The sequence below is a fragment of the Sphingomonas morindae genome, assembly GCF_023822065.1.
GTDB classification, from domain to species: domain Bacteria; phylum Pseudomonadota; class Alphaproteobacteria; order Sphingomonadales; family Sphingomonadaceae; genus Solisphingomonas; species Solisphingomonas morindae.
In genome coordinates, this window is record NZ_CP084930.1 from 2278975 (window position 1) to 2304422 (window position 25448).

The window sequence follows — 25448 nt, forward strand, 5'->3', positions numbered from 1 at the left end:
ACGGATACGCATTTCCCGCCGGCGCAATGCCAGATATGCGCGGCGAAACAATATTACAAATGCTGGTAATTGAAGGGCGATTGCACATGGCGCAATCCGATGAGCGGAGGGATTTCGGCGGCAAGCTGCGCGCGGACCAGCTTCTGGCCGATCGCGGCCTTGCCGAAAGCCGCAGCCGCGCCCAGGCGCTGATCCTCGCCGGCCTCGTCTATTCCGGCGATCGCAAGATCGAGAAGGCGGGCCAGCCGCTGGCGCCCGATACGCCGCTCATGGTGAAGGGCCGCGATCATCCCTGGGTGTCGCGCGGCGGCCTCAAGCTCGATCACGCGCTCGCGCATTTCGGCTGGGACGTGGCCGGACAGGTGGCGATCGATGTCGGCGCGTCGACCGGCGGCTTCACCCATGTGCTGCTCAGCCGCGGCGCCGCGCGCGTCTATGCGGTGGATGTCGGCCATGGCCAGCTCGCCTGGTCGCTGCGCGACGATCCGCGCGTGATCGTGCTGGAACGCACCAATGCCCGCCATCTCGATCGCCAGCAGGTGCCCGAGCCCGTCGATCTGGTCGTGTGCGACGCCAGCTTCATCGCGCTCGCCAAGGTGCTGCCGGCGGCGCTGGCGCTGGCGCGGCCCGGCGCGCGTCTGGCGGCGCTGATCAAGCCGCAGTTCGAGGCGGGGCGGAGCGAGGTCGGCAAGGGCGGGGTGGTGCGCGATCCCGAGGTCCATGCGCGGGTGTGCGCCGAAGTGCGCGCCTGGCTGGAGGCGAGCGGCTGGCGCGTGGCCGGCCTCACCACCAGCCCGATCACCGGGCCCGAGGGCAATGTCGAATTCCTGGTCGGTGCCGAGAAAGATTGACGGACCGCGCAAAGCCCTTAGGCCTGAGCCGCCTGAGCAAGGAGTGGGCATGAGCGAGATCGCATCCATCGGCCAGCTGCGCATGTCCTTCCTGCGGGTGGCGCTGTTCGTGGTGCCGGCCGTGCTCTTCCTCGGCATCGCCTCGGGCGTGGTCGCCAATAGCGGCTATGCCAATGGCTGGTTCGCCGCGCTCGCCAAGCCCCGGCTGATGCCGCCGGCCTGGGTCTTCCCCGTCGCCTGGACCAGCCTCTACATTCTGATCGGCCTCGCGCTCGCCATGATCGTCGCCGCGCGCCGCGCGGTCGGCCGCGGCGTGGCGATCGGCCTGTTCTGCGCGCAGTTCGCGCTCAATCTCGCCTGGTCGCCGCTCTTCTTCGCCGCGCACCAGATCGCCGCCGCCTTCTTCGTGATCCTGCTGATGATCGCGCTGACGATCGCGACGCTGCTCGCCTTCGCCCGCATCCGACGTCGCGCGGCCTTGCTGATGCTGCCCTATCTGGGCTGGCTCTGCTTCGCCGCCTGGCTTAATCACGCGATCGATATCCTCAATCCGGACGCGAACGCCATTGCCAGGCCCATGGCCAGCACCCAGATCGCGCTCTGACAGACCAGGAGTGACGCGATGCAGACCGAGAACCGCCTTTTCGACGATTTCGCCAAGCTGATGAACGGCGTCGCCGGCACGCTGGCGGGCGCCGGTCGCGAGGCCGAGGCGCAGATGCGCGAGCGGATGCGCAGCTTCCTGGGCGGCGCCGATTTCGTGAGCCGCGACGAGTTCGAGGCGGTCAAGGCGATGGCCGCCGCCGCGCGCGACGAGGCGGATGCGCTGAAGGCGCGCGTCGCGGCGCTCGAGGCCGGCGCGGCCTCGGCCCCCGTTCCGCCGCGGCCGGCGACCGAACTCTGAAGGGTTCTCCACAGGTTTCCGCAGCCTATGGCTTGCCGCGCCGGTCCGTGCGCGGCACAGCTTCACCATGCGGGGGCGACGAAGCATGAGCCTGGATGATGATGGCACGCGCGACGGCGCGGCGCCGATCGACACGCTCGAAAGCTATTTCGAGGCCCATGGCTGGGCGGTGGAGCGGCTCGGCGAGGACGAGATCATCGCCACCGTCCAGGGCAGCTGGACCCAATATGAGCTGCGCGGCGTCTGGCGCCCCGAGGATCGCGTGCTGCAATTCCTCGCGCTTCCCGACATCCGCGTCGCCACCGACAAGCGCGCCGCCGTCTACGAGACGCTGGGCCTGATCAACGAGCAGCTCTGGCTCGGCCATTTCGAGCTGTGGGCCTCGTCGGGGCTGGTGCTCTACCGCAATGCCGCGCTGGCCGAAGGCGATGGCGGGCTCGGCCTCGACCAGGCCGAGACGCTGGTCGAGACCGCGATCGACGAGTGCGAACGCTTCTATCCCGTGTTCCAGTTCGTGCTGTGGGGCAATAAATCGCCGGGCGACGCCATCGCCGCCGCCATGATCGAGACGCGGGGCGAGGCATGAGCGCGGCCGGCCGCCTGTGGCTCGCCGGCTGCGGCACCATGGCGGGCGCCATGCTGCGCCGCTGGCTCTCGTCCGGGCTCGATCCCGCTGCGGTCACGGTCGTGCGCCCCTCGGGCCGGCCGGTCGCGCCCGGCGTGGCGGTCCATGCCGCGCCGCCCGCCGGCACCCCCGATCTGCTGCTGCTCGGCTTCAAGCCGCAGAAGCTGGCCGAGGCGGCGCCGCGCTTCGCGCCGCATGTCGGGCCGGACACGATCCTCGTCTCGATCCTCGCCGGCGTCGAACTGGCGACGCTGCGCCGCGCCTTTCCCGCCGCCGGCGCGATCGTCCGCGCCATGCCCAACACGCCGGTGGCGATCGGCGAAGGCGTGGTCGGCCTGTTCGGCGAGGGCGGGCCGGAGGCGCCCGCCAATGCCACGGTCGCCGCGCTGATGGCGCCCTTGGGTCTGGTCGAATGGATCGCCGACGAGGCGCTATTCGATGTCGTGACCGCGCTCGCCGGGTCCGGCCCCGCCTTCCTGTTCCGCTTCATCGATGCGCTCGGCGCGGGCGGCGCGGCGCTGGGACTCGCGCCCGATCAGGCGGCGCGCTTTGCGCTGGCGACGGTGCAGGGCGCCGCCCAGCTCGCCGCCCGCGCCGAAGCGCCGCCGGCGGCGCTGGCGGAGCAGGTCGCCAGCCCCGGCGGATCGACCCGCGCCGGGCTCGCCGTGCTGGACGAGGCGGGCGCGCTCGCCCGGCTGGTGGAAGCGACGCTCGCCGCCGCCACCCGCCGCAACGCCGAAATGGCGCAGGCCGCGCGCGACGCCACCGCCTGACCGGCGCGTCGCCGCCGCGCCGCTAGTGGAAGAGGCGGCGGAAGGAGAGGCCGAGCACGGGGCCGCGCCGCTGCGTGCCCATCAGCATCGCGGTCGAAGGGCCGGGCAGGCGCGGATCGGCGCGCGCGACGCGGCTCTTGCTCTTGAGCATCGGCGCCAGCCGCGTGTCGCCCGAAGGCGTCGCCCAGTCCGGCGCCCAGCGCGCGGCGGCCGGCGGCAGCCGATAGGCGATGGCGAGCGCCGGCGTCGCGGCGGCGGGCGCCAGCGGCGGGCCATAGGGGTCCGCCCGCGCGGGCGCGGCGGCGAAAGCGAGGAGCGCGCAGCCGGTCGCAATCGCGGCGGCGGCGGCGCGGCGCGCGCGGGGCAGGCGCTCAGCCACGGGCCAGGAACCGGCGCTCGATGCCGACATGATCGGACAGCATCTGCCCGCCGGCGCCGCCGAAATGGCCGAGCAGCCCGGCCGGCGCGAAATGCGATCCGAGGCCCGCGCGATAGGCGATGAGGCTCTTGGCGCCCGCCAGCGCGCCCGCCGCGTCGGGGCCGGGCAGGGTCGGGCGGCGACAGGTGGCGCCGCATGCCGCTTCCACCGCCGCCGCGCGCAGGCCGAGCGGCGCGAACAGCGCGACGCGCATCACCGCCTCGCGCGCGGGATCGCCGCCGATGTTGAAATCGCCCGCGAGCAGCAGATCGGCATCGCCGGGCACCGCCGCCAGCGCGGCGCGCAGCGCATCGACCTGGCGGCGATAGGCATAGCCGGAGCGGCTGCCGCTCGCGCCGGAGGCGCCACGCGCGTTGAGATGCGTGTCCGCGACGATCAGCGGCCGCGCCTCGCCGGGCCGCTGCAGCGCCACCAGCAGCACGCCCTTATTGGCCAGACAGTCCCAGCCGGCACAGGCATAATCCGGAAAGGCGACCGCGCGCGTCCAGAGAATGGGATAGTCGGAGAAGAGCGCGAGCCCGCTATTCTCGGCCTTGCCGAGCGCCTCGCCGCGCCACACCCGCGCCTGGTTGGCGAAGGCGAGGTCGGCGGCGCTGCGCGGCGCCGCGCCGGGCATCTCCGGGGCGGGGCCGAGCGCGCGATAGGCATAGCCGGCGCGCGCGCCGATCGCCTGGGCTTCGCCGCTAAAGGCTTCCTGGACGGCGACGATATGCGGCTGGCGGCCCTCGGCGCGGAGACCGGCGAGGCTCGCGGCGATGCGGTCGGCGGCGGCGGCGCGGCCGAAGCGCACCGGCCAGGGCAGGCCTTCGACATTATAGGAGAGCAGGGTCGCCCCGCCCTCGGGCGCGAGCGCCACGTCGGGCGCCTGGGGCGCCGCCGGCGCCGTCGCCGCGATGTCGCGCGGGTGCGCCACCGCCACCGCCGCCGCAAGCGCGGCAAGCGTCATCCATCGAGCACGCATCTGCCAGTCCCCCGGGCATGTGATGCTCCGCTTTTAGGAGAAGGTCCTTACCCGCTTGCCGAACGGCCGGATTAAACCGCCGTCATCCGACCAATGTCGGATCGCCCGCCCGCACGGCGCAGGGGCCAGGCCGGGGAGAAGCGCCGCTACCCCCGCCTCCCGCGCCCTGCCCAGAGTCTAGCGCCACCACCTACCGCCTACCGCCTACCGCCCACCGCCCACCACGCCGCGCTCGCCCCGGGCGCCCGGCGCGCCGGCTCGGGCGAGACGGCCCGGCCGCCCGTCAGAGATCGGGATGGCCGCCGTCCGGCTCGGCCAGGAGCGAGGGCGGGCGCTGCGGGTCGGCGGCGGTGCGCGTGTCGGCCGAGGATGGGGGCGCGCGACGGCCGGTCAGGCGCGCGGCGCGGCTCGCGGCGGGCGCGGGGAGCGAGCGCGGGCGTCTTTCTTGGTCCCGCGCGTCACGCGCCGAGTAGCGCGCCGCTACCCCCGCCTCCCGCGCCCCGCCCTGCGTTGAGCGCCACCGCTCCCGCCCACCGCCACCGCCACCGCCATCGCCTGCTGCCTACCGTCCGCCAACCACCACGCCACGCCGCGCTCGCCCCGGGCGCCCGGCGCTCCGGCGGGAGCGAGACCGCCCGGCCGCCCGTCAGAGATCGGGATGGCCGCCGTCCGGCTCGGCCAGGAGCGAGGGCGGGCGCTGCGGGTCGGCGGCGGTGCGCGTGTCGGCCGAGGATGGGGGCGCGCGACGGCCGGTCAGGCGCGCGGCGCGGCTCGCGGCGGGCGCGGGGAGCGAGCGCGGGCGCGGCTCGAAAGGCGCGGCCCGGCGCGCGACGGGCGGCCGCCGGTCCGGCGCCGTGAGGCTGAAGCGCGAGACCTCGGTCGCGAGGCCGTCCGCCTGGCCCGCCAGGCTGCGCGCCGAGGCGGTCGCCTGCTCCGCCATGGCGGCATTTTGCTGCGTGCCCGCGTCCATCGCCGCCACCGCATTGTTGACCTGGGAGACACCCTCCGCCTGAAGCTCCGCCGCCGTCGCGATCTGCGCCACCAGCGCGTTGATCTCGCCGACGCGGCCGACAATCCGGTCCAGCGCCGCCCCGGTCTCGGTGACGAGGCCGACACCCGCGCTCACCTGCTCGCCCGAGGCGGTGATGCGGCCCTTGATGTCCTTGGCGGCCACCGCCGAGCGCTGGGCGAGGGCGCGCACCTCGGAGGCGACCACCGCGAAGCCGCGCCCGGCATCGCCGGCGCGCGCCGCCTCCACCCCGGCGTTGAGCGCGAGCAAATTGGTCTGGAAGGCGATATTGTCGATGACGCCGATCATCTCGGTGATCTCGCGCGCCAGCCGATCGATCCCCACCATCGCCTCCACCGCGCGGCGCACCACCTCGCCCGATTGCTGCGCCTCGTCGCGCGTGGCCTGCACCGCGCCCCGCGCGCGCACCGCGTCGGCGGCCGAATCGCGGATCCGCGCCGTCACCTCGGCGAGCGCGGCGGCCGTGTCGGCCAGCGTCATCGCCTGCTGCTCGGTGCGCCGCGAGAGATCCTCCGAGGCCTGGCGGATCTGGGCGGAGCCGCTGGTGATGGCGATCGCCATCTCGGCAAAGCCGCCCAGGCTCTCGGAGAGCGTCTCCAGCGCCTGGTTGAAGTCCATGCGTAGCGGCGCGAAGCGCTGCGGCAGCCAGGTGGTGATGCGGTAGGAGAGATCGAAATTCGCCAGCGCGGCCAGGCCCTGGCCGATCGTGTCGACGATCAGGCTGGCCTGTTCCTCCTTCTCGCGATCGGCGGCGGCGAGCTGGTCGCGCAGGCCGCGCATCGCCTCGACGAGCGCGCCGGCCTCGTCCGCGCGCGGCGCGAGCGCCACGTCGGCGTCGCGTTCGCCGCGCGCCAGCGCCGCCAGCGCCTCGGTGACGCGCGTCATCGGGCGGGCGATGCCGCGCACCAGCGCGACCAGCATGGTCAGGCACAGGATCGCGACGACGAGGCTGGCGACGGCGAGGAGAATGCGCCCCGACCAGAGGATCCTCTCGCCCTGCGCCAGCGCGGTGGCGATCAGGCGCTGCTGGTCGGCGATGCGCGCGCCGGTCGCGGCGAGCAGCGCGTCGAAGGCGGGGCGGCTGGCGTGGAAGGCGCGCGCGGCCGCCGCCGCGTCCAGATCGCCCCCCGCCCCCCCCGGCCTCGCGCGACAGGTCCAGATAGCGGCTCCAGGCGTCGCGCAGCCGGGTGGCGGCGGCATGATCGGCCGGCGTCGTCAGGCGCAGGTCGAGCGTGTCCAGCGTGCTGTCGAACCGGGCGCGGGCGGTGTCCAGCGCGCGCGCCGCCTCGGCTCGCGCGTCGGGGCCGTCGGCGCCGATCAGCGCGCCCTGGCCGGCGCGATATTGCAGCACCGCCTCGCGCAGCGCCACCGCCGTTCCCAGCTCTTCGACCCGCTCGGCGCCGATCTGCCGCGCCAGCGACCAGACCCCGCGCAGCTTCATATCGGCCATGGCGCCCACGGCCAGGTAGCAGATCAGCAGGCTCCCCAGGCACAGCATCAGCTTGCGAGCGATCGACAGATCGGTGAAACGCATCGGCGACCTTTCCAACGTTCGTGGGCCAGGCGGGCGCTGGAGAAGACAGTGGGTGAGCGGCGCGCGGAGGATCGTGCGGAGGGAGGACGCCTCCGGCACGAGCCCGGTCTCTCTGTACGTTCGCGCGTCCAACAGGACCATTCCGGGTTTGCCGTTGGGCTGGCTACGCAGTTTCCACGGGCGTGCCGCCGCCCCGCTTGCGCCGCGCGGCGGGGATTGCTAGCCATTTGTCCGAGTATTTGACCAGAGCGCGCGCCGCGTGGCGGCTATCGCTCGGATCGGGAGAGGAAAAGGCGATGGTCTTGTCGCTCGTGCAATTCAGGGACGCGACGGGGGCGCGCGGCGTCGCCGCGCTGCGCGATGGCGCGGCGCGGATCGTGCCCGGCGTCGAATCGGTTCGCGCGCTGGCGCTGGACGCGATCGCGCGCGGCATCGGCCTGGCGGACGCGGTCGCCGCGGCGGGCGAGGGCGATGCGATCGATCTCGCCGGCGTCACCCTGCTCGCGCCGATCGATCATCCCGATGCCGCGCATCTGCTGCTCACCGGCACCGGCCTCACCCATCTCGGCTCGGCCGAGGGGCGCGACAAGATGCACCGCGCCGCCGTCGACAATCCCGCGCCCACCGATTCCATGAAGATGTTCCTGATGGGCGTGGAAGGCGGCAAGCCCGCGCCGGGCGAGGCCGGGGTCCAGCCCGAATGGTTCTACAAGGGCGACGGCCAGAGCCTGGTCGGCCCCGAGGCGCCGCTGCGGTCCCCCGCCTTCGCGCTCGATGCCGGCGAGGAGCCGGAGATTGCGGGCATCTATCTGATCGACGATGCCGGCCGGCCGGTGCGGCTGGGCTTCGCGCTCGCCAATGAATTTTCCGATCACGTCACCGAGCGCGGCAATTATCTGTGGCTGGCGCACAGCAAGCTGCGCGTCGCCGCGCTCGGCCCGGAGCTGCTGGTCGGCGCGCTGCCGCAGGACGTGCGCGGCACCAGCCGCATCCTGCGCGATGGCGCGGTGATCTGGGAGGCGCCCTTCCTGTCGGGCGAGGCCAATATGTCGCACAGCATCGCCAATCTCGAACATCATCATTTCAAATATGATCTGTTCCGGCGCCCCGGCGATGTGCACGTCCATTTCTTCGGCACCGCCACTTTGTCCTTCGCGGCGGGCGTGACGACGCGGCCGGGCGACGTGTTCGAGATCAGCGCGGCGCCCTTCCATCTGCCGGTGCGCAACCCGATCGCCGTGGCCGAGCCGGCCCCGGTCAGCGTGGCGGTGCTCTGATGGCGGTGCGGATCGGCCTGGTCGGCCTTGGCAAGATCGCCCGCGATCAGCACGTGCCCGTGCTGAACGCCTCGCCGGATTTCACGCTCACCGCCATCGCCAGCCGCAACGCCGCGCTCGAGGGCACCGCCCATTTCGCGACGCTCGAGGCGATGCTGGAGGGCCAGCCCGATCTCGAGGCGGTGGCGCTGTGCCAGCCCCCCCAGGTCCGCTTCGAGGCGGCCAAGGCGGCGCTGCGCGCGGGCAAGCATGTGTTCCTCGAAAAGCCGCCGGGCGCGACGCTGAGCGAGGTGAAGCTGCTCGCCGATATCGCGCGCGCCGCGGGGGTGACCTTGTTCGCCAGTTGGCACAGCCGCTACGCGCCCGGTGTCGAGCCCGCGCGCGTGTGGCTGGCCGGGCGCCGGCTGCGCGGCGTGACGATCCACTGGAAGGAGGATGTGCGCCACTGGCATCCCGGCCAGGATTGGATCTGGGAGCCCGGCGGCATGGGCGTGTTCGATCCGGGCATCAACGCCTTGTCGATCGCCACCCATATCCTGCCGCCCTTCTTCCTGCGCGATGCGGTGCTCGAGGTGCCGAGCAACCGCGCCGCGCCGATCGCCGCGACGCTGGACGCGGTGACGGAGGAGGGCGTGCCCGTCCGCGCCGAGTTCGACTGGCGCCAGACCGGCCCGCAAAGCTGGACCATCCTGATCGAGACCGAGGACGGCCCCGTGCGGCTCGAGAAGGGCGGCGCCGAACTCTATATCGGCGATGTCGCCCAGCCGCTCCCGCCCGAGGCGGAATATCGCGGCCTCTACGATCGCTTCGCGGCGCTGATCGCGGCCGGCGAGAGCGATGTGGATGTCGCCCCGCTGCGCCAGGTGGCGGATGCCTATCTGTCGGGCCGGCGCGTCAGCGTCGATCCGTTCGAGGCGTGATGCCGGCCCGCGCGACCGGGACCTCGCCCCGGCTCGACAAGCCGCATCGCCGCTCCCATAGTCCGGCGGGTAGCGAGGGGATGCGGGTGTGACACGGGCGGGGGAGGGCGAGACGTTCAACCTGCCCTTCGCCGCCCAGGGCGCGCAGCGCATCCATGGCTCGATCGCGCGCGATCTCGGCGTCGCCATCCTGATCGGCCGCTACGCGCCGGGCGACACGCTGCCGGGCGAGGTGGAGTTCGCCGAGCAGCTCAAGGTCTCGCGCGGCGCCTATCGCGAGGCGGTGCGCATCCTCGCCGCCAAGGGCATGGTGGAGAGCCGGCCCAAGACGGGCACCCGCGTCAGCCCGCGCGCGCGCTGGAATGTGCTGGATCCCGAAGTGCTGGCCTGGACCTTCGAGGCCCAGCCGAGCGAGGCGTTCATCCGCGAGCTGTTCGAGCTGCGCATGATCGTCGAGCCCGCGGCGGCGGAGCTTGCCGCGCGGCGGCGCAGCGGCGAGCAGCTCGCCCGCATGGGCCATGCCTTGCAGGAAATGGCCCAGCATGGCCTGGGCGTGAAGGAGGGCCGCAAGGCCGACCAGCTTTTCCACAACATCATCCTCGAGGCGGCGGCCAACGCGCCGCTGCTCGCGCTGTCGAGTTCGATCGCGGCGGCGGTCAGCTGGACGACCATCTTCAAGCAGCGCAAGCGCCAGCTGCCGCGCGATCCGCTGCCGGATCACCTCGCCCTGTTCGCGGCGATCGCCGACGGGGATAGCGACGCCGCGCGCACGACCATGACCGAGCTGATCCGGCTCGCGCTCGAGGATACGGAATTGTCGCTGCGCGAGTCCTGAGCCGGGGCGCGCGACCCGCCCCGGCCGGCCCGCCGGCGTTCAGCGCAGCGTCGAGAAGCGGTAGACGATGATGTTCCGGTAGACCTGGCCCGGGTTGAGCCGCGCCGAGCCGAAGCCCGGCTGGTTGGGCGTATCGGGGAAAACCTGCGGCTCGAGCGCGAGCGCGTCCGATTGGCGATACGCATGGCCGGACTTGCCCACCGCCGTCGCATCCAGGAAATTGCCGGTGTAGAGCTGCACCCCGGGCTGGTTGGACGAAACCTCCATCACGCGCCCGGTCTGCGGATCCTCGACGCGCGCGACCAGGTGCGGCGTGGGCGTGACCTGCCGGGTGATGACATAATTCTCGTCATAGCCCTGGCCGAACACGATCTGGTCGTCGCGCCCGTCTCTGATGCGATCGCCGATCACGTGCGGCGTCCGGAAATCCAGCGGCGTCCCCGCCACCGGACGGAAGGCGCCGGTGGGGATGAGCGACTGGTCGACCGGCGTGGTCGTTTCGGCCGGGATCATCAGCCGGTGATCCAGGATGCTGCGCTGCGATGCTTCGCCGCCCAGATTCCAGAAGCTGTGATTGGTGATGTTGACGATGGTCGGCTTGTCGGTGCGCGCCTCGTAGGTGAGGGTGAGCGCGCCGGCCTCGTCCAGCGCATAGGTGGCGGTCACGGTGAGCGTGCCGGGATAGCCTTCCTCGCCATCCTGGCTGGTATAGCCGAGCGTCACCGAGGCGGTCGGCCCCTGCTGCACCGAGAGCACGCGCCACATCCGCTTGTCGAAGCCCTTGAGCCCGCCGTGCAGCGCATTGGCGCCATTGTTGGTGGCCAGCGTGTAGCGGGTGCCGTCGATCTCGAAATGGCCGCCCCGGATGCGGTTGGCGTAGCGCCCCACGGTCGCGCCGAAATAATTGGGCGCCTTGAGATAGCCCGCCATGCTCGCATAGCCGAGCGTGATGTCCGCGCTGCGGCCGGCGCGGTCGGGCGTGTCGACGCCCTGGAGGATGGCGCCATAGCTCAGCACCCGCGCCTTGACGCCATGGCTGTTGGCGAGCGTGATCACCTCCACCGCCTCGCCGCCGCCGGCCGTGCCGAACGGGCTCCTCTGCACCGATGTCGCCAAAGCCTGGGTTCCCGCCATAAGGGCAAGCATGGCGGCCGTGCCCAGCATGAAGTTGCGCATCATCCTCTCCGCATCCTGTGGCCCGGCCTTCCCGGCCGGGCGATGCGGGTATAGTCAGACAATTCCGTGAGGGGCAAGCGATGCCGGCGCGCACGCCGCCGCGCGCGGCGGTCTGGCTGGGGCGGCAGGGATCGAACCTGCGAATGGCGGTACCAAAAACCGCTGCCTTACCGCTTGGCTACGCCCCAAGGCCGGCGCGCCCCTTAGCGCGGCTGGCGCGCGCAGGGAAGCCCTGCTTGCGAGCATGGCGCGAGAGGCGTAGCGCATCCCGGCCATGCCCATCGCGTCCGGTTCCGCCTCGCCCCTCTTCCTGCGCGAAGCCGAGGTGCGGCGCGGGCTGGAGCTGCTCTTCTTCGGCTATGGCGGGCTGATGCGCCGGCTCGACGCGCGGCTCGCGGAGGATCGGCTCGGCCGCGCGCACCAGCGCGCGCTCTACTTCATCGCGCGCCAGCCCGATGCGAGCGTGGGCACGCTGCTCGGCCTGCTCGGCGTCACCAAACAGTCGCTCGGGCGCACGCTCGGCGAGCTGGAGACGCGCGGCCTGATCGCGCTGCGGCCCGGGCGCGACGATCGCCGCCAGCGGCTGGTGCGGCTGACGCCCGAAGGCGCGGCGATCGAGGCGGAGCTGTTCGAGCTGCTGCGCGCCGCGCTCGCCGAGGCCTATGTCAATGCCGGGGCGAGCGCGGTGGGCGGCTTCTGGCAGGTGCTGGAAGGCCTGGTGCCGGCGGAAGCGCGCACCCGCGTCGCCACCCTGCTCCGCTCGTGATCGCCTAGAACAGCAGCTTGCGCAGCGTGATCCGCACGGTGCGGCCGAGCGGATCGAGATAGGCGGGCTGGTAGGCGAGCGGCGTGGCGCCGGTCGCGTCGCGCACCCGCAGCCGACTGTTGGCGATATTGGCGACGGCGAGCGTGATGCGCGCCCCCCGCGCCCAGGCGTGGCGCACCAGCCGCGGCTGCTGCCCCAGATCGAAGAAGAGCCGGAAGTTCACCGTGGCGAGGCTGCCGAAGCGCAGCGTATCGCCCGCCGCGCCATCCACCCTGGTCGCGCTCTGCCAGTCGCCGGTCAGCCGCGCGCCGATGCCGTTGTTGCTGTAGCCGAGCTGGAATTCCACCTGATGCTGAGGCTGGCCGCCGCCGCTGCCGGTGGCGCCGCCATGCAGCAGATCGATCAGCGGGCCGCCGGGCCGGACGAGGATGTCGTCGCGGAAATAGACGGTGTGGTAGACGGCGAGCTGGAGCCGGCCGCCGCTGTTGCCGCGCCCGCCAAAGCCGCCGCGCCCGCCAAAGCCGCTGCCTCCGCCGCCGCCGCCACCACCATATCCGCCGCCGCCACCGCCGCCGCCGGGCGCACCGCCACCGCCACCGCCACCGCCACCGCCGCCGGGCGCGCCGCCGCCGGCACCGCCGCCCGCCTGCGGCCGGCCATCGCGGCCGCCGCCGCCGAACGGCGCCCGCCCCTCGGCCTGGCGCTGGCGGAACAGCGCGCGATAGGCATCCACCAGCGCCTGCGAGGATTTGAGCCGTCGGCTATAGTTGAAGCCCCAGCGCAGCTGGCGGCTATCCTCCTCGGCGAAGTTGATCGGGCGCACGTCGATGCTCTCGAGCGTACCGTCCGCGTCGCGCACGAAGCGGTCCGGAAAGGCCTGCTCGATCGCCAGCGTGGGTGTCGGAAAGCTGGCGATGGCGTTGCGGATGCGGCTGCGCACATAATCGGCCGAGAGCGTCAGGTCGGTGTCGTGCAGCGGCTTCAGGGTGAGGCCGAATTTGGTGACGCGGCGGCTGTCGCGGGTGAGCGCCGGATTGCCGCCGCCGGTCTGGGTGACATCAACCGTGGTGCCCGTCACATAGTCGAACACGCGCGCCTGGGGGGTGAGGATGATCGGGCCGGCGAGCTGCTGCACCGTCGGCACGCCCTCGTCATGGGTGGTGGAGGCGATCAGCGTCAGGCCGGTACGCGGCGTCCAATTGGCGCCATAGCCGATCGTGTGGGTGGTGCCGAAATCCGAGTAGCGATCCGCCGCGAGGTTGAGATTGGCGGAAAGGTCGCCGAGCGCGGCGAGAACATGATGGCTCCGGCTGGTGAGCGGCAGGTCTAGGCTCAGCTCGCCGTTGAGATCGCGCCGGGCGAGGCTGGTCTGCTGCAGGGTGCCGAAGCGGGTGGACCGGGTGTCGAAGCCGGCGGTCGTCCAGCCCGCCTTGACGGTGGTGGCGAGCGGCCCGGCCGGCGCCTCCACCAGCGGCCCGTTGGCGACGAGCTGGACATCGCCGCTGTCCGAGATGGCGCGCGCGCGGGCGCGCTGCCAATCGCCGATCAGCGTGGCCGGGAGCGGGCCGAAGGGATTGATGCCCGGCGTCGCGGCGCCGATCGCCGCCTGGAGCGCGCTGGTGTCGCGGCCGTTCAGCGTATCGGTGCGGCTGTCGCCATGATCCCAATTGCCGGTCAGCGAGAGCCGCCACTTGGCGAGATCGGCATTGACGCTGACCCCGACATGGCTGGTGAGCGTATCCACCGACTGGCTGAGCGGATCGGTGCCGATATAGCGATTGATCGCCACGGGCACGCTGAAGGGCGAATAGGGCGAGCCGGGCGGCAGGATCAGGCTGGCGCCGGGCAGGCCGCGCAGGCTGTCGCTGGTGGTGTAATCGAGCGAGCCGTTAAAGGTGGCGCTGATCCGCCGCCCGAGCGGCCGGGCATAGACGGTGTTGAGCGTCACGTCGCGCGTCGCCGGGCTGAGCGAGCGATAGGCGCCGATGTCGCTGATGTTCGCGGGCTGGGCGGCGAAGGCGGCGAGGCTCGCCGGGCCGGTGGCGGCGGCGGCCGGCACGCCCGCCACCGTCAGCGGCTGGCCGGCGGCGGCGCTCAGCAGCGGATCGATCGCGCTCCGCCCGTCGGGCGCGGTGATGTTGCCCACCGGATCATAGGGGCGGCTGGTACGCGCGTTGGAGACGAGGTCGCGATCCGCCTCGCTCAGCGACGCCGCCTGCTTGTACTTCAGATCGATGTTGAGCCGGTTGTCGCCGCGGATGCGGGCGAGATCGAGGCTGCCGGTGCCGTTGGTGCCGCCGCCATCGGTGCTGGTGGCGGCGTCCGCCTGGCCCGTGAGCGCCCGGAATCGCCGGCGCAGCACGATGTTCACCACGCGCTGATCGGCCGAATAGCCGTATTTCAGCGCCACCTCCTCGGGCAGAATGTCCACCCGGAGGATGGCCTCGGTGGGCAGGTCGCGGATCTCGGCGAAGCTGGCGATGCGCCGGCCGTTGAGGAGGATGACCGGGCCGCCGCCACCGCCACGGCCGCGCAGGCTGCGGGTCTGCGGCGCCAGCTCGTCGAGCAGATCGCTGATCGAGTTGACGCCGAAGGCGCGGATATCGGCCGGGCTATATTGCAGCTCGGGCGGTATGTCGCCGACCACGGCGCCGGGCAGGGGCGCCGCCTTGCGACCGGTCACGACGATGTCGTCCGCCTCGCCCTCGCCCTCTTCGGCGGCGGGCGCGGGCGGCGGCGCGGCGCGCGGGGCGGATTGGGCGCGCAGCCCCGCCGCCGGGATCAACGCCAATCCGCATACCGCCGCCACAAGCCCCCGCCGTCCCGCCATTCACTGCCCCTTTCGCGCCATGCGCATCGCCGGCCGCTGTATCGCGCCGCCCGTTGCGCTGCATTGCAGCCTTGACCAAAGCGCGAGATGAACGCGATTTAATCGGCGCCCTCGCGGAGCAGCGCGGGCAGATCGACGACCAGCGCCACGCGATTGCCGCGCACGATCGCGGCCCCCGCCACGCCCGGCAGCCGGTTGAGCCCGCCGGCGATCGGCTTGACCGTGATCTGGCGTTGTTCGTCGATCGCGTCCACCAGCAGCGCGCGCCGCCCCTGTTCGCCTTCCACCACCACCAGCACCGCCGCGCCCGGATCCGCCTCCCAGCGCGGCGCGCCCAGCCGCGCGCCCAGCGCCACCACCGGGATATAGGCCTGGCCGAAGCGCAGCATCAGCCCATCCCGCCCGATCCGGTGCAGCGCGTCGGGCGCCGGGCGCAGTGCCTCGACCATCAGCGCCACGGGCAGGGCGTAGCGATCCTCGCCCAGCCGCACGATCAGCGCATCCACGAGCGACAGCGAGCGCGGCAGGCGCAGCGCGAGCGCCGGCGCCTCGCTCTCGATGCGCCCACCCACCGCCTTGACCGCGCGGGCCAGCGCCTCGTTCACGGCGGGCGCGGGGGCGAGTTCCAGCCGCACCCCGCCATCCTCGAACCGGGCCGAGGCGCTGCCGCCGGGCCGTGCCGCCAGCGCGGGCGCGAGTGCTTCGGCGATGCCCGTCATCACCACCGCCTCCAGCTCCAGCCTCGGCCCGTCCCAGCGCCACCCCGCCGCATCGAGCCCGAGCAGCCGGTCCATCGGCGCCGCGCCCAGCTCGGCGATGGCATGCTGGAGCATGCGCTGGATCCGCTCGGCATCGCCGATCTCGGCCGCGAGCGCGCCGCGATCGGGGCCGAGCGCGTCGATCAGCACCGACTGGGCGATCGCCAGCTCGTCGACCAGCGCGATCAGCCGCGCGAGCTTGGTTTCCGGCGCGTCGCCGCCGCCGGATGGGGCGGCCGGGGCGGGCAGGGCGGACGGCGCGGTCGGCGCAGACAAGGGGCCGGCCGGTGCGTCCGCCGCGGCGGCCGGCGCGGCCCATTGGATGGCGCAATGCGGCTCGAACTCGGCGAACAGATCCGCCAGCGCGGCCGCGTCCGCGTCCTCGGGCACGAGCGCGGTGAAGACGAAGCTGATCGCGTCGATCGGCGCGTCCGCCCGCTCGGGCAGCGGCTCCGCAATCAGGCGCGCGCCGGTGGCGGCGAGCGCGGCCAGACCGTCGAGCGGTTCGCGGCCGAAATTGAGCGCGCCATCGTCGAAGCGGATCGTCATCCGCCGCGCGCCCGCCGGCGGTGGCGGCGGCGATAGGCCGAGCAGCGGCGCGGCCAGCCCGGCGGCGTGCGCGGCTGCGATGCAGGCGGCGGAGGGGCGGAGCAGAAGGGGATCGGGCCGGCGGGCCAGCCATTGCAGCGCGGCGATGCCGATCGTCTCCACCCCGGCCGCGTCCGCCGCCGCCGCGCCCAGCAGCGCCGGCAGCCGGAGCGCCGCCAGCGTGTGGAGATGGGCCGGCAGGGCGATCTCCATGCTCGCCGGCGGTGCCGGATCTATCTCAGCCATTCCGGTACTTTGGCGCGCATCGGCGCGGCGTCAACACGGCAAAGGTGGCACTTTGCCCGGGCCCGTCGCGTTGCCTCCCATCCACTCCCCACCAAAGGCATGATGATGGCGATCCGCGCTCTGCTCTTCGATATCGACGGTACCTTGATCGACAGCAACGAACGGCATGTCGATGCCTGGGGGCTCGCCTTCCGCGAGGCCGGGCGGCCGCAGGAGCTGGACGCGATCCGCGCCCAGATCGGCAAGGGCGGCGATCAGCTCATGCCCGCGCTGCTGCCCGACGAGCCCGCGCTGCACACGCCGATCGCCGAGCGCCAGGGGGCGATCTTCGCCGATCTCTACCTGCCGCATGTCCGCCCCTTTCCCGGCGCCGCCGAGCTGGTGCGCGCGGTGGCGGCGCGGGGGCGGGCGGTGGTGCTCGCCTCCTCGGCCAAGCGCGCCGAGCTCGACGTCTATCTCGATCGATTGGCGCTGCGCGACGTGGTGACGGCGACGACGAGCAGCGACGAGGTCGAGGCCTCCAAACCCGCCCCCGATATCTTCGCGGCGGCGCTGGCGGCGGTGGGCGTCGCGCCCGAGGAGGCGCTGGCGATCGGCGACACGCCCTATGATGTCGAGGCGGCGGCGCGCAGCGGGGTGGCGACGGTGGCGCTGCTCTCCGGACCCTTCGACGAAGAGGCGCTGCGCGCGGCGGGGGCGATCGCCCTCTATGCCGATGCCGCCGCCCTGCTCGCCGGGCTCGAGGAGTCGCCGCTGCTCCGCTGAGCCGCCCCTAGGCACTTTCCCCGCCTCACGCTTCGCATCGCGCAGCTTGACCGGAGACGGCGCGCACGGGAGGCTGGGTCCGTTCCTGAACGGCCGGCCTCCGGCGCGCCGGCGGGGCGGGGGCGCCGGTGCGGCCAGAGGGGAGGCGGCACCGGCCATCCCGGTTCCGACGGGGGCTTGATGGTCGGGCGCCTGGCGGTTGGGCGCCTAATGCGCGGCGGCGCCGCCGAGCCGATCGGTGATTATGCGAAGACCGCGGATAGCGCGGGCGGCCATGTGCGGTGCCTATACATTTGATGATGCCAAGATCTTGAGCCAAGCGCGCAAGCATCGGACTCGCACCGCGCAATCAACAAAGCGCGCGATCAAAGAGCCCAGGGTTTTGCGAGAGTGAAAGCCGCAAGGCCTATCGGCCCACCCGCCTCGGCGCCGCAGCGCCCGTCTCGCCGCGCGCGCGCGGCGGCGGGGCGCGCGCTCATTCCTGGCCGGTGCGCTCCGCATCGGTGATGAGCAGCATGACCTCGCGGATGATGAGCGTCATGGCGGCATGGGCGCCGGCGCTGTCGCGGGCTTCGATCGCATCCTTCACCGCCTTGTGCGCCGGCAGGCTGGCGGTGCGCCCCTTGAAACGGTTGGTGAAGCGGATGGAGGTGCGCAGCGCGGTTTCCACCACATCGCGGAACTGCGCGTAAAAGGGATTGCCCGAGGCTTCGAGCACCGCGACATGGAAGGAGATGTCCGCGTCGAGCGTATCGTCCTCGCCCGCCTCGGCGGCGACCATGCGCGCATAGCCCGTGGCGATCAGCGCGAGCCCGGCCGGGGTGGCGGTGCGCGCGGCGAGCTCGGCGGCGGCGGGTTCGATCGAGACGCGCAATTCGCTGAACTGGCGCAGCAGCGTAATCGAGAATTTGCGTTCGAGCAGCCAGCGCAGAATATCCGCATCGAACAGGTTCCACGATGCCTCGGGCTGGACAATCGTGCCCAGGCGTGGCCGCGCCACCAACAGGCCCTTGGCCGTCAGCATCTTGACCGCTTCCCGCGTGACCGAGCGGCTGACATCGAAATGCCGCGCCAGATCCGCTTCGGTGGGGAAGGCCTTGCCGGCATATTCGCCGGTGACGATGCTGCGGCCAAGCGCATCAAGCATGCCCTGGGTGAGATTGCGCCCCGGCGAGAGACGCGCGGCGAGGGTGGACGTGTCCATACCGGCATCTCGTCGGCCAAGTTTTGTCTTACCGCAAGCCCGCAAGAATCGCCGTCCCGCGTCGGAGCGGCGCCGAGCCCATGTGCGCCGCCCGCGCATTGGGGGCGTGGACGATGCGCGAAAGTGCCGCATTTCAGGCTATTTCATCAGAGCCGGATGGCCCGCGCTCCGCACATAGGCGCCGTGTCCCGAGGGGATCGATCTTCGTCGAATAAATAAGATCAAAGCCGGCGCGATGTTGCGATCGGGCAGTGCCGCGCCCGCGATCAGGCCGGCGTCGGCGCGAATCGGCGGTCGGCTGCAACGGGCGAGAGGGTGGCGCGCAAAGGCGGAACGGCAGCCCGGAGCGAAGGCCCGCCGCGCGGGGGCGAAACGCCGCGGACGCCGGCCTCTCCCCACCCGCGCGACAATGCGCAATATTTATCATATCATTGTTGACGCGCATCGATCGCGGAAATATTGTGAAAAAAACGGCGCTGAGCGGGTCCGAAAAGGATCGCGGGACGCCGGCACAGGGAGAGACGCAGTGACACGATCCGTGTTTCTGAAGCAGATGGCGCGCATCCTGGCCATGGCCGGCCTCGGCATGACGGCGCTGCCCGTCCAGGCGATCGATCCCATGTCCCCGCCCGAAGCGCGCGCCTCCGCGCCGACCCCGCCCATGGGCTGGAACAGCTGGAATAAATTCGCCTGCTCGGTCAGCGAGCAGACCATCCGCGCGGCGGCGGATGCGCTGGTGCGCACCGGCATGCGCGATGCCGGCTATCGCTATGTGGTGATCGACGATTGCTGGCAGGGCCCGCGCGACGAGAATGGTGTGATCACCGCCGATGCCCGGAGCTTTCCTTCGGGGATCAAGGCGCTGGCCGATTATGTCCATGGCCGTGGGCTGAAGTTCGGCATCTATTCTGATGCCGGCGCGCTCACCTGCGCCGGCCGCCCGGGCAGCCAGGGCCATGAGTTTCAGGACGCGCAGACCTATGCCCGCTGGGGCGTGGATTATCTGAAATATGACTGGTGCTCCACCGGCACGCGCAACGGCGAGGAAGCCTATCAGCTGATGGCGCGCGCGCTGCGCGCCTCCGGGCGCCCGATCCTCTTCTCCATGTGCGAATGGGGCACCAACAAGCCCTGGCTCTGGACGCCCTTCGCCGGGCAGATGTGGCGCACGACGGGCGATATCAGCGATGTGTGGGAAGCGCACGACAAGGGCCGGCTCGGCGTCATCAACATCGCCGATCGCAACGAGGGGCTGTGGCGCTATGCCGGCCCCGGCCATTGGAACGATCCGGACATGCTGGAGGTCGGCAATGGCGGGCTCAGCGACGATGAGGCGCGGGCGCACATGGCGCTCTGGGCGATCATGGCCGCGCCGCTCATCGCCGGCAACGATCTCGATGCGATGACGCCGGCGGTCCACGCGATCCTGACCAACAAGGCGGTGATCGCGGTGGACCAGGATGCGCTTGGCGTGCAGGGCCATCGCATCGCGCAGGATGGCGATCTGGAGATCTGGGCCAAGCCGCTCACCGGCGGTCGCCAGGCGGTGCTGCTGCTCAATCGCGGCGCGGCGCCGGCGACGATGACGCTGCATTGGGATGTGCTCGGCTGGGAGCCGGGCCGCCGCGCCGCCGTGCGCGATCTCTGGGCGGATCGCGCGTTGCCCGGGGCGAGCCGGGGCGTCACGCTCAGCGTGCCCGCCCATGGCGCGCAGATGCTGGCGATCAGCCCCGCCTGATCCGCCCGAGCGCCGCCCGCCGCCGCGGCCACACAGCGAAATACAAACGTTTCCAATCATGGAGGGGAAGATGGTTCGATCCGTTACGAGGCTGTTGCTGGCCTCCACCTTGCTCGCCGGCGTGCCGCTCACGGCGGCGCTGGCGCAGGACAATCCCGCCAGCCCGGCGGCGGGGGATCCGGACCAGGCGCAGGGCGCGCCGACCCCGGCCGCCGGCCAGGTGGATCAGGGCGCGGCGACGCAGGCCGCGGGCAATGGCGCCGATGCCATCATCGTCACCGGCATCCGCAACAGCCTCGCCTCGGCGGCCAAGATCAAGCGCGACGCCAATCAGATCGTCGATTCGATCACCGCCACCGACGTCGGCAAATTCCCCGATACCAACATCGCGGAATCGCTCCAGCGCATCACCGGCGTGGCGATCGACCGGTCCGGCGGCGAGGGCCAGTTCATCACGGTGCGCGGGCTCGGGCCGGAGTTCAACACCGTGCTCGTCAATGGCCGGGTCATGGCGACGGACAATCCCGGCCGCGAATTCTCGTTCGACGTGCTCTCCTCGAACATGATCCAGCGCACCGACGTGTATAAATCGCCCGTCCCCGAGCTGCAGGAAGGCGGCATCGGCGCGACGGTGAACATCATCACCGCGCGCCCGCTCGATGGCCAGTCCGGCTTTCATGTCGCCGCCTCGGCGGGCGGCATCTATGACCGGCTGCGCAAGAAGGCGAGCCCGGACATGTCGGCCGTCACCTCCTGGACCAATCAGGACAAGACGATCGGCCTCGTGCTCTCCGGCTCCTATACCGATCGCAAGAGCCAGCTCGATTTCGTGCAGACCGAAGGCTGGATCTACGGCCCCGAGCGCGTGATCAACGGCACGCCCAGTTCGACCGGCCTCACCCCCGCCTCGATCACCACCACCGGCACCATCAACGTGCCGCAAAATCTCCAGGTCGTGCGCGAAATGGATCGGAGGAAGCGGATCAACTTCGCCGGCGCCTTCCAGGCCAAGCCCACCGACCGGCTGCTGGTGACGGTGGACGGCGTCTATTCCAAGTTCAACGTTTACAGCAATCTCAACCGCTTCGCCAACTTCTACTCGGCGCCCTATATTGGGCTGGATGTGGACGGCACCGGCAGCGCCACCGGCTTCAACCGGCCGGGCACCGAGTTCCTGGCCAATAATCCTGGGCTCGCCGGCGTCGCCAGCCTTTCGCAGAACGACAATATCGTCAGCTACAGCAACCGCCTGACGCAGAGCTACCAGATCGGCGCCAACATCAAGTGGAACCCCATCGACGATCTCGAGATCCGCTTCGATGCCTCGCGCACCAAGGCGACGCAGCGTAACCCCAACGCCTTTGTGGTAGTGGGCTCGCTCGCTCAGTCCAGCCCGCGTTTCGATCTCACGCCCGGCCAGGATCTTCCCGTCGCCTCGAATTTCGGCGACATCACCGATCCCTCGCTGATGCGCGCCCATTTCACGCAGCAGGCGGTCGGCCGGGTGCGCGATATCGGCAAGGAATATCATATCGACACCGTCTATACGGTGCATGACAGCATCCTCACCGGCATCCATGCCGGCCTCGAATATTCCGAACGCCACAAGGTGCAGCGGAACTTCGCCAATGATGACGGCAATTGCGCCTATTGCGGCTATGAGGTGCCGATCCCGAGCAATCTCCTCACGCCCTATGCGCTCAATAATTTCCTGAGCGACGCCTCGGGCAGCAGCCAGTTGCCGAAGAATTTCTTCGCCTATGATCCCAACGCGATCATCGCCTACCTCTCGGATCCGGCGACGCTCGCCATACCGCGCCAGGGCCGCACCGTCGCGCAGCAACAGGCCGAGGCGGCCCGGCTGCTCGCGCTGCCGGGCGGCCCCTTCGGCACCCGCGAAAATCTGGGCAGCCGGCTCGACGTGCTGGAGCGCGTGGCGTCGGGCTATTTCTCGGCGCAATTCGGCGGCGAGCGGTGGAGCGGCAATGCCGGCGTGCGGGTGGTGAACACCTCCACCCTGTCGCGCGGCTTCGATCTGCCGGTGGTCAACGTCACCACCACGACGGGCGACGATACGCTGCAATATACCTATGGCACCGCCACGCCGATCGCGGTGCGCAACAGCTACACCAACGTGCTGCCCTCCGCGAACGTCAAGTATAACCTCACGCGCACCGTGATCGCCCGCGCCGCCTTCTCGGTGATGGTCACGCGGCCGACGCTTACCGATCTCGGCGTCAACAACAGCTATGGCGGCCGTGTCGCCGTGCCGCTGTCGAACGGCGGCAATCCCAATCTCAAGCCGTTCAAGTCCAAGAATTACGACATTTCGCTCGAATGGTATCCGTCGCGGGTGAATTATGTGAGCGCGGGCGCCTTCTACAAGGATCTGTCGAGCTTCCTCGAACTGCAGACGCTGCCGGTGGAGCGGTTCGGCCGCATCTATCAGGATACGCGCACGCGCAACGGCCAATCGGGCTATATCCGCGGCGTCGAGGTGGGCGGCCAGTTCGCCTTCGATTTCCTCAAAGGCTGGCTCGGCGGCTTCGGCGTGCAGGGCAACTACACCTATGTCGACAGCAAGGCCAAGCGCGAGATCGGCCTGGCCGATTATCAGTGCGGCTATAACGGGCTCTCGCCGCATTCGGCCAATGGCAGCGTCTTCTACGAGAAGTTCGGCATCGAGGCGCGCGCTTCGTACAATTGGCGCTCGGATTATCTGCGCGCCTGCCGGTCCGATCAGTCGCGGCCGCGCAACCGCTCCGCCTATGGCCAGTTCGACTTCAATCTCGCCTACAACATCAATTCCCACTTCCAGGTCTATGTGCAGGGCGTGAACGTGCTCAACGAGCATGTGAAGGAATGGTCGGCGATCGAGGAGCGCTTCCTCCTGTTCCAGGATTCCGGCTCGCGCTACAATTTCGGCGCGCGGGTGAAGTTCTGAGCGGATAGACGGGCACCGCGCGCGGCGATCGCCGCGCGCGACAGGGAGAGTTGCATATGCGGAACCACAAGGCGGCCCGTCTGGCCGCGATGGCGCTGGCCGGCGCGGCGGCGGCGGCGATCGGCGGCGGCGCCGAGGCGGCGATCACGGTGGATGCCGCGCACACCATGTTCCGCCTCGATGGCGGCGGCGTCACCTATGCCTTTGGCGTGAACGCGGGCGGCATGGTGCAATCGGCCTATTGGGGCCCGCGCGTGCCGGACAGCGACAGCTTCCAGACGCTGATGCCCTATAAGATGGCGGATGTGGATCCGGCGGTATCGCTGGTGGCGCAGGAATATCCGGGCTGGGGGGGAATTTTGTACAGCGAGCCCGCGCTCAAGCTGCGCTATGCGGACGGCGTGCGCGATCTGGTGCTGCGCTATGCCGGCTATCGCCGCGATGGCGATGCGCTGCTGATCGAGCTGAAGGATATCAGCCGCCCGGTGAAGGTGACGCTGCGCTACACGATCGACGAGGCGACCGGCATTGTCGGCCGCTCGGCGCGGATCGTGAATGCGGGCAAAACCCCGATCCGCATCGACCAGGCCGCCGCCGCCGCCTTCACCCTGCCGATCGGCAACGACTATCGCCTCCATTATCTCACCGGCCGCTGGGCGGCCGAATGGACGCAGCAGGTGCGCCCGATCACCACCGGCAGCACCGTGCTGGAGAGCCGGCGCGGATCCACCAGCCACGCGGAGAATCCCTGGTTCGCGATCGATCGCGCGGGCCAGTCGAGCGAGGCGGCGGGGCCGGTCTGGTTCGGTGCGCTCGCCTGGAGCGGATCGTGGCGGATCAGCGTCGACCAGGACGTGCGCGGCGATGTGCGCGTGGTCGGCGGCTTCAACCCCTTTGATTTCGCCTATCCGCTCAAGGGCGGCGAGGCGCTGGACACGCCTGTCTTCTACGCCGGCTATAGCGATGCCGGCATGGGCGGCGCCTCGCGCCTGCTGCACCGCTTCGAAAAAGCGCAAATCCTGCCCGGCGCCCCGGCGATCAAGCCGCGCCCCGTGCTCTATAACAGCTGGGAGGCGACCGAGTTCGCGGTTGACGAAGCGGGCCAGATGGCGCTGGCCGAAAAGGCGGCGCGGATCGGCGTCGAGCGCTTCGTGATGGACGATGGCTGGTTCGGCGCGCGCAACGACGATCATGCCGGGCTCGGCGACTGGACCGTCAATCCCAAGAAATTCCCGAACGGGCTGAAGCCGCTGATCGACAAGGTCCATGGCCTGGGCATGGAGTTCGGGCTCTGGGTCGAGCCCGAGATGGTCAATCCCGACAGCGATCTCTATCGCAAGCATCCGGATTGGGTGATTTCCATGCCCGGCCGCCCGCGCAGCGAGGCGCGCAACCAATTGGTGCTCGATCTCGCCCGGCCGGTGGTGCGAGACTATGTGCTGAAGGTGATCGACGATCTCGTCACCCACAACGACATCCAGTTCCTCAAATGGGACCATAATCGCAGCTGGTCCGAACCCGGGCAGAACGGCGTCAGCGCTGACGAGCAACAGAAAATCTATGTGGATTATGTCCGCAACTTCTATTCCATCCTGGCCGAGTTGCGGCGCCGGCACCCGCGGCTGGAAATCGAAAGCTGCGCCAGCGGCGGCGGCCGCGTCGATCTCGGCGTGATGGCGCTCACCGATCAGGTCTGGACCTCGGACAATACCGATCCCTTCGATCGGCTGCGCATCCAGAGCGGCTTCACCCAGGCCTATACGCCGGCGGTGATGATGGCCTGGGTTACGGACGCCGCCAATTGGGCGAACAAGCGCGTCACCTCGCTCGACTATCGCTTCCTCGTCGCGATGCAGGGCGGCCTGGGCGTGGGCGCCAATCTCAACCATTGGTCCGATGCGGACTTCGCGACGGCGACGCGGATGATCGCGGCCTATAAGACGGTGCGGCAGACGGTCCAGCAGGGCGATCTCTACCGGCTGGAGCCGGTCGACAATCCCGCGGGGCGCACCGCCAGCGTCACCGTTTCCGCGGACAAGCGCCAGGCCGTGCTCTTCGCCTATCTCCATTCGAGCACCGAACTCAACATCCTGCCCGCGCTGCATCTCGCCGGGCTCGATCCGGCACGCCATTATCGGATGCGCACGCTTGCCGGGCCGGAGGGCGAGGCCGGCGAGGTGCATAGCGGCGCCTATTGGATGGGGATGGGCGTAAGCCTGCCGATGTTCGGCGATTTCCAGGCCACCGCCCGGGTCTTCGACGCGGTCGATTGAGCCGGGTTCGC

At 70.8% G+C, this 25448-nt stretch carries 20 protein-coding genes and 1 tRNA gene; 13 read left to right on the forward strand and 8 right to left on the reverse strand.

Annotated elements, in window-relative coordinates; genetic code table 11:
- The first annotated feature begins 86 nt into the window (after positions 1 to 86).
- The 5 genes from LHA26_RS11275 (at position 87) to proC (ending at position 3153) form a co-directional block, all read left to right on the forward strand.
- Positions 87 to 851 (forward strand): TlyA family RNA methyltransferase, encoded by a 765-nt coding sequence (locus LHA26_RS11275; protein WP_252165712.1) that lies wholly within the window; start codon positions 87 to 89, stop codon positions 849 to 851.
- Between the two features lie 49 nt (positions 852 to 900).
- The gene (locus LHA26_RS11280; protein ID WP_252165713.1) at positions 901 to 1455 is read left to right on the forward strand and encodes a TspO/MBR family protein; all 555 of its coding nucleotides are present in this window, start codon (positions 901 to 903) and stop codon (positions 1453 to 1455) included.
- A gap of 18 nt (positions 1456 to 1473) precedes the next feature.
- On the forward strand, positions 1474 to 1755 hold the full coding sequence (locus tag LHA26_RS11285; protein WP_252165714.1) for an accessory factor UbiK family protein: 282 nt from the start codon (positions 1474 to 1476) through the stop codon (positions 1753 to 1755).
- A gap of 85 nt (positions 1756 to 1840) precedes the next feature.
- Positions 1841 to 2341 carry a type III secretion system chaperone family protein gene (locus LHA26_RS11290; protein WP_252165715.1) on the forward strand — a complete coding sequence of 167 codons (501 nt, stop codon included), beginning with the start codon at positions 1841 to 1843 and terminating at the stop codon, positions 2339 to 2341.
- Positions 2338 to 3153: a pyrroline-5-carboxylate reductase gene (gene proC, locus LHA26_RS11295; protein WP_252165716.1), complete on the forward strand. Its 816-nt coding sequence runs from the start codon at positions 2338 to 2340 to the stop codon at positions 3151 to 3153. The genes LHA26_RS11290 and proC overlap by 4 nt, the downstream gene beginning before the upstream one ends.
- A 22-nt stretch (positions 3154 to 3175) precedes the next feature.
- On the opposite strand, the gene LHA26_RS11300 is transcribed toward proC, so the two are convergent.
- From LHA26_RS11300 to LHA26_RS11310, 3 genes are all read right to left on the reverse strand, one after another.
- Positions 3176 to 3532, reverse strand: coding sequence for a hypothetical protein (locus LHA26_RS11300; protein WP_252165717.1), 357 nt, complete (start codon positions 3530 to 3532; stop codon positions 3176 to 3178).
- Positions 3525 to 4553 (reverse strand): endonuclease/exonuclease/phosphatase family protein, encoded by a 1029-nt coding sequence (locus tag LHA26_RS11305; protein WP_252165718.1) that lies wholly within the window; start codon positions 4551 to 4553, stop codon positions 3525 to 3527. Before LHA26_RS11305 ends, LHA26_RS11300 begins: the two co-directional genes overlap by 8 nt.
- 646 nt (positions 4554 to 5199) lie before the next feature.
- Complete coding sequence (locus LHA26_RS11310; RefSeq protein WP_252165719.1) at positions 5200 to 6783, reverse strand: methyl-accepting chemotaxis protein; 1584 nt, start codon at positions 6781 to 6783, stop codon at positions 5200 to 5202.
- 630 nt (positions 6784 to 7413) lie between these two features.
- Between LHA26_RS11310 and araD1 the strand changes: the two genes are divergently transcribed.
- From araD1 to LHA26_RS11325, 3 genes are all read left to right on the forward strand, one after another.
- Positions 7414 to 8394 carry an AraD1 family protein gene (gene araD1 / locus LHA26_RS11315; protein ID WP_302897981.1) on the forward strand — a complete coding sequence of 327 codons (981 nt, stop codon included), beginning with the start codon at positions 7414 to 7416 and terminating at the stop codon, positions 8392 to 8394.
- Positions 8394 to 9314, forward strand: a complete 921-nt coding sequence (locus tag LHA26_RS11320) for a Gfo/Idh/MocA family protein (protein ID WP_437441206.1) — start codon at positions 8394 to 8396, stop codon at positions 9312 to 9314. The genes araD1 and LHA26_RS11320 overlap by 1 nt, the downstream gene beginning before the upstream one ends.
- A gap of 88 nt (positions 9315 to 9402) precedes the next feature.
- Positions 9403 to 10149 carry a FadR/GntR family transcriptional regulator gene (locus tag LHA26_RS11325; protein ID WP_252165720.1) on the forward strand — a complete coding sequence of 249 codons (747 nt, stop codon included), beginning with the start codon at positions 9403 to 9405 and terminating at the stop codon, positions 10147 to 10149.
- Positions 10150 to 10188: 39 nt separating this feature from the next.
- Here the strand turns inward: LHA26_RS11325 and LHA26_RS11330 are convergent, their stop codons facing one another.
- Complete coding sequence (locus tag LHA26_RS11330; RefSeq protein WP_437441207.1) at positions 10189 to 11328, reverse strand: aldose epimerase family protein; 1140 nt, start codon at positions 11326 to 11328, stop codon at positions 10189 to 10191.
- A 110-nt stretch (positions 11329 to 11438) separates the two neighbouring features.
- Positions 11439 to 11513, reverse strand: a tRNA-Gln gene (locus LHA26_RS11335).
- A gap of 86 nt (positions 11514 to 11599) precedes the next feature.
- On the opposite strand from LHA26_RS11335, the gene LHA26_RS11340 reads away from it, so the two are divergent.
- Positions 11600 to 12091, forward strand: a complete 492-nt coding sequence (locus LHA26_RS11340; protein ID WP_252165721.1) for a MarR family winged helix-turn-helix transcriptional regulator — start codon at positions 11600 to 11602, stop codon at positions 12089 to 12091.
- A 4-nt stretch (positions 12092 to 12095) separates the two neighbouring features.
- On the opposite strand, the gene LHA26_RS11345 is transcribed toward LHA26_RS11340, so the two are convergent.
- Positions 12096 to 14921, reverse strand: coding sequence for a TonB-dependent receptor (locus LHA26_RS11345; RefSeq protein WP_252165722.1), 2826 nt, complete (start codon positions 14919 to 14921; stop codon positions 12096 to 12098).
- A gap of 98 nt (positions 14922 to 15019) precedes the next feature.
- A complete protein-coding gene (locus tag LHA26_RS11350) occupies positions 15020 to 16513 on the reverse strand; it encodes a chemotaxis protein CheW (protein WP_252165723.1) in 1494 nt (497 codons plus the stop codon).
- Positions 16514 to 16618: 105 nt separating this feature from the next.
- Here LHA26_RS11350 and LHA26_RS11355 point away from each other — a divergent pair, with 105 nt between their 5' ends.
- On the forward strand, positions 16619 to 17278 hold the full coding sequence (locus LHA26_RS11355) for an HAD family hydrolase (protein ID WP_252165724.1): 660 nt from the start codon (positions 16619 to 16621) through the stop codon (positions 17276 to 17278).
- A 475-nt stretch (positions 17279 to 17753) separates the two neighbouring features.
- On the opposite strand, the gene LHA26_RS11360 is transcribed toward LHA26_RS11355, so the two are convergent.
- Positions 17754 to 18482 (reverse strand): FadR/GntR family transcriptional regulator, encoded by a 729-nt coding sequence (locus tag LHA26_RS11360; protein ID WP_252165725.1) that lies wholly within the window; start codon positions 18480 to 18482, stop codon positions 17754 to 17756.
- 526 nt (positions 18483 to 19008) lie between these two features.
- On the opposite strand from LHA26_RS11360, the gene LHA26_RS11365 reads away from it, so the two are divergent.
- From LHA26_RS11365 to LHA26_RS11375, 3 genes are all read left to right on the forward strand, one after another.
- Positions 19009 to 20220: a glycoside hydrolase family 27 protein gene (locus tag LHA26_RS11365; protein ID WP_252165726.1), complete on the forward strand. Its 1212-nt coding sequence runs from the start codon at positions 19009 to 19011 to the stop codon at positions 20218 to 20220.
- Positions 20221 to 20290: 70 nt separating this feature from the next.
- Entirely contained in the window at positions 20291 to 23164 is a 2874-nt protein-coding gene (locus LHA26_RS11370) for a TonB-dependent receptor (RefSeq protein ID WP_252165727.1), read from the forward strand.
- A gap of 56 nt (positions 23165 to 23220) precedes the next feature.
- Entirely contained in the window at positions 23221 to 25437 is a 2217-nt protein-coding gene (locus tag LHA26_RS11375) for an alpha-galactosidase (RefSeq protein WP_252165728.1), read from the forward strand.
- Positions 25438 to 25448: the final 11 nt, after the last annotated feature.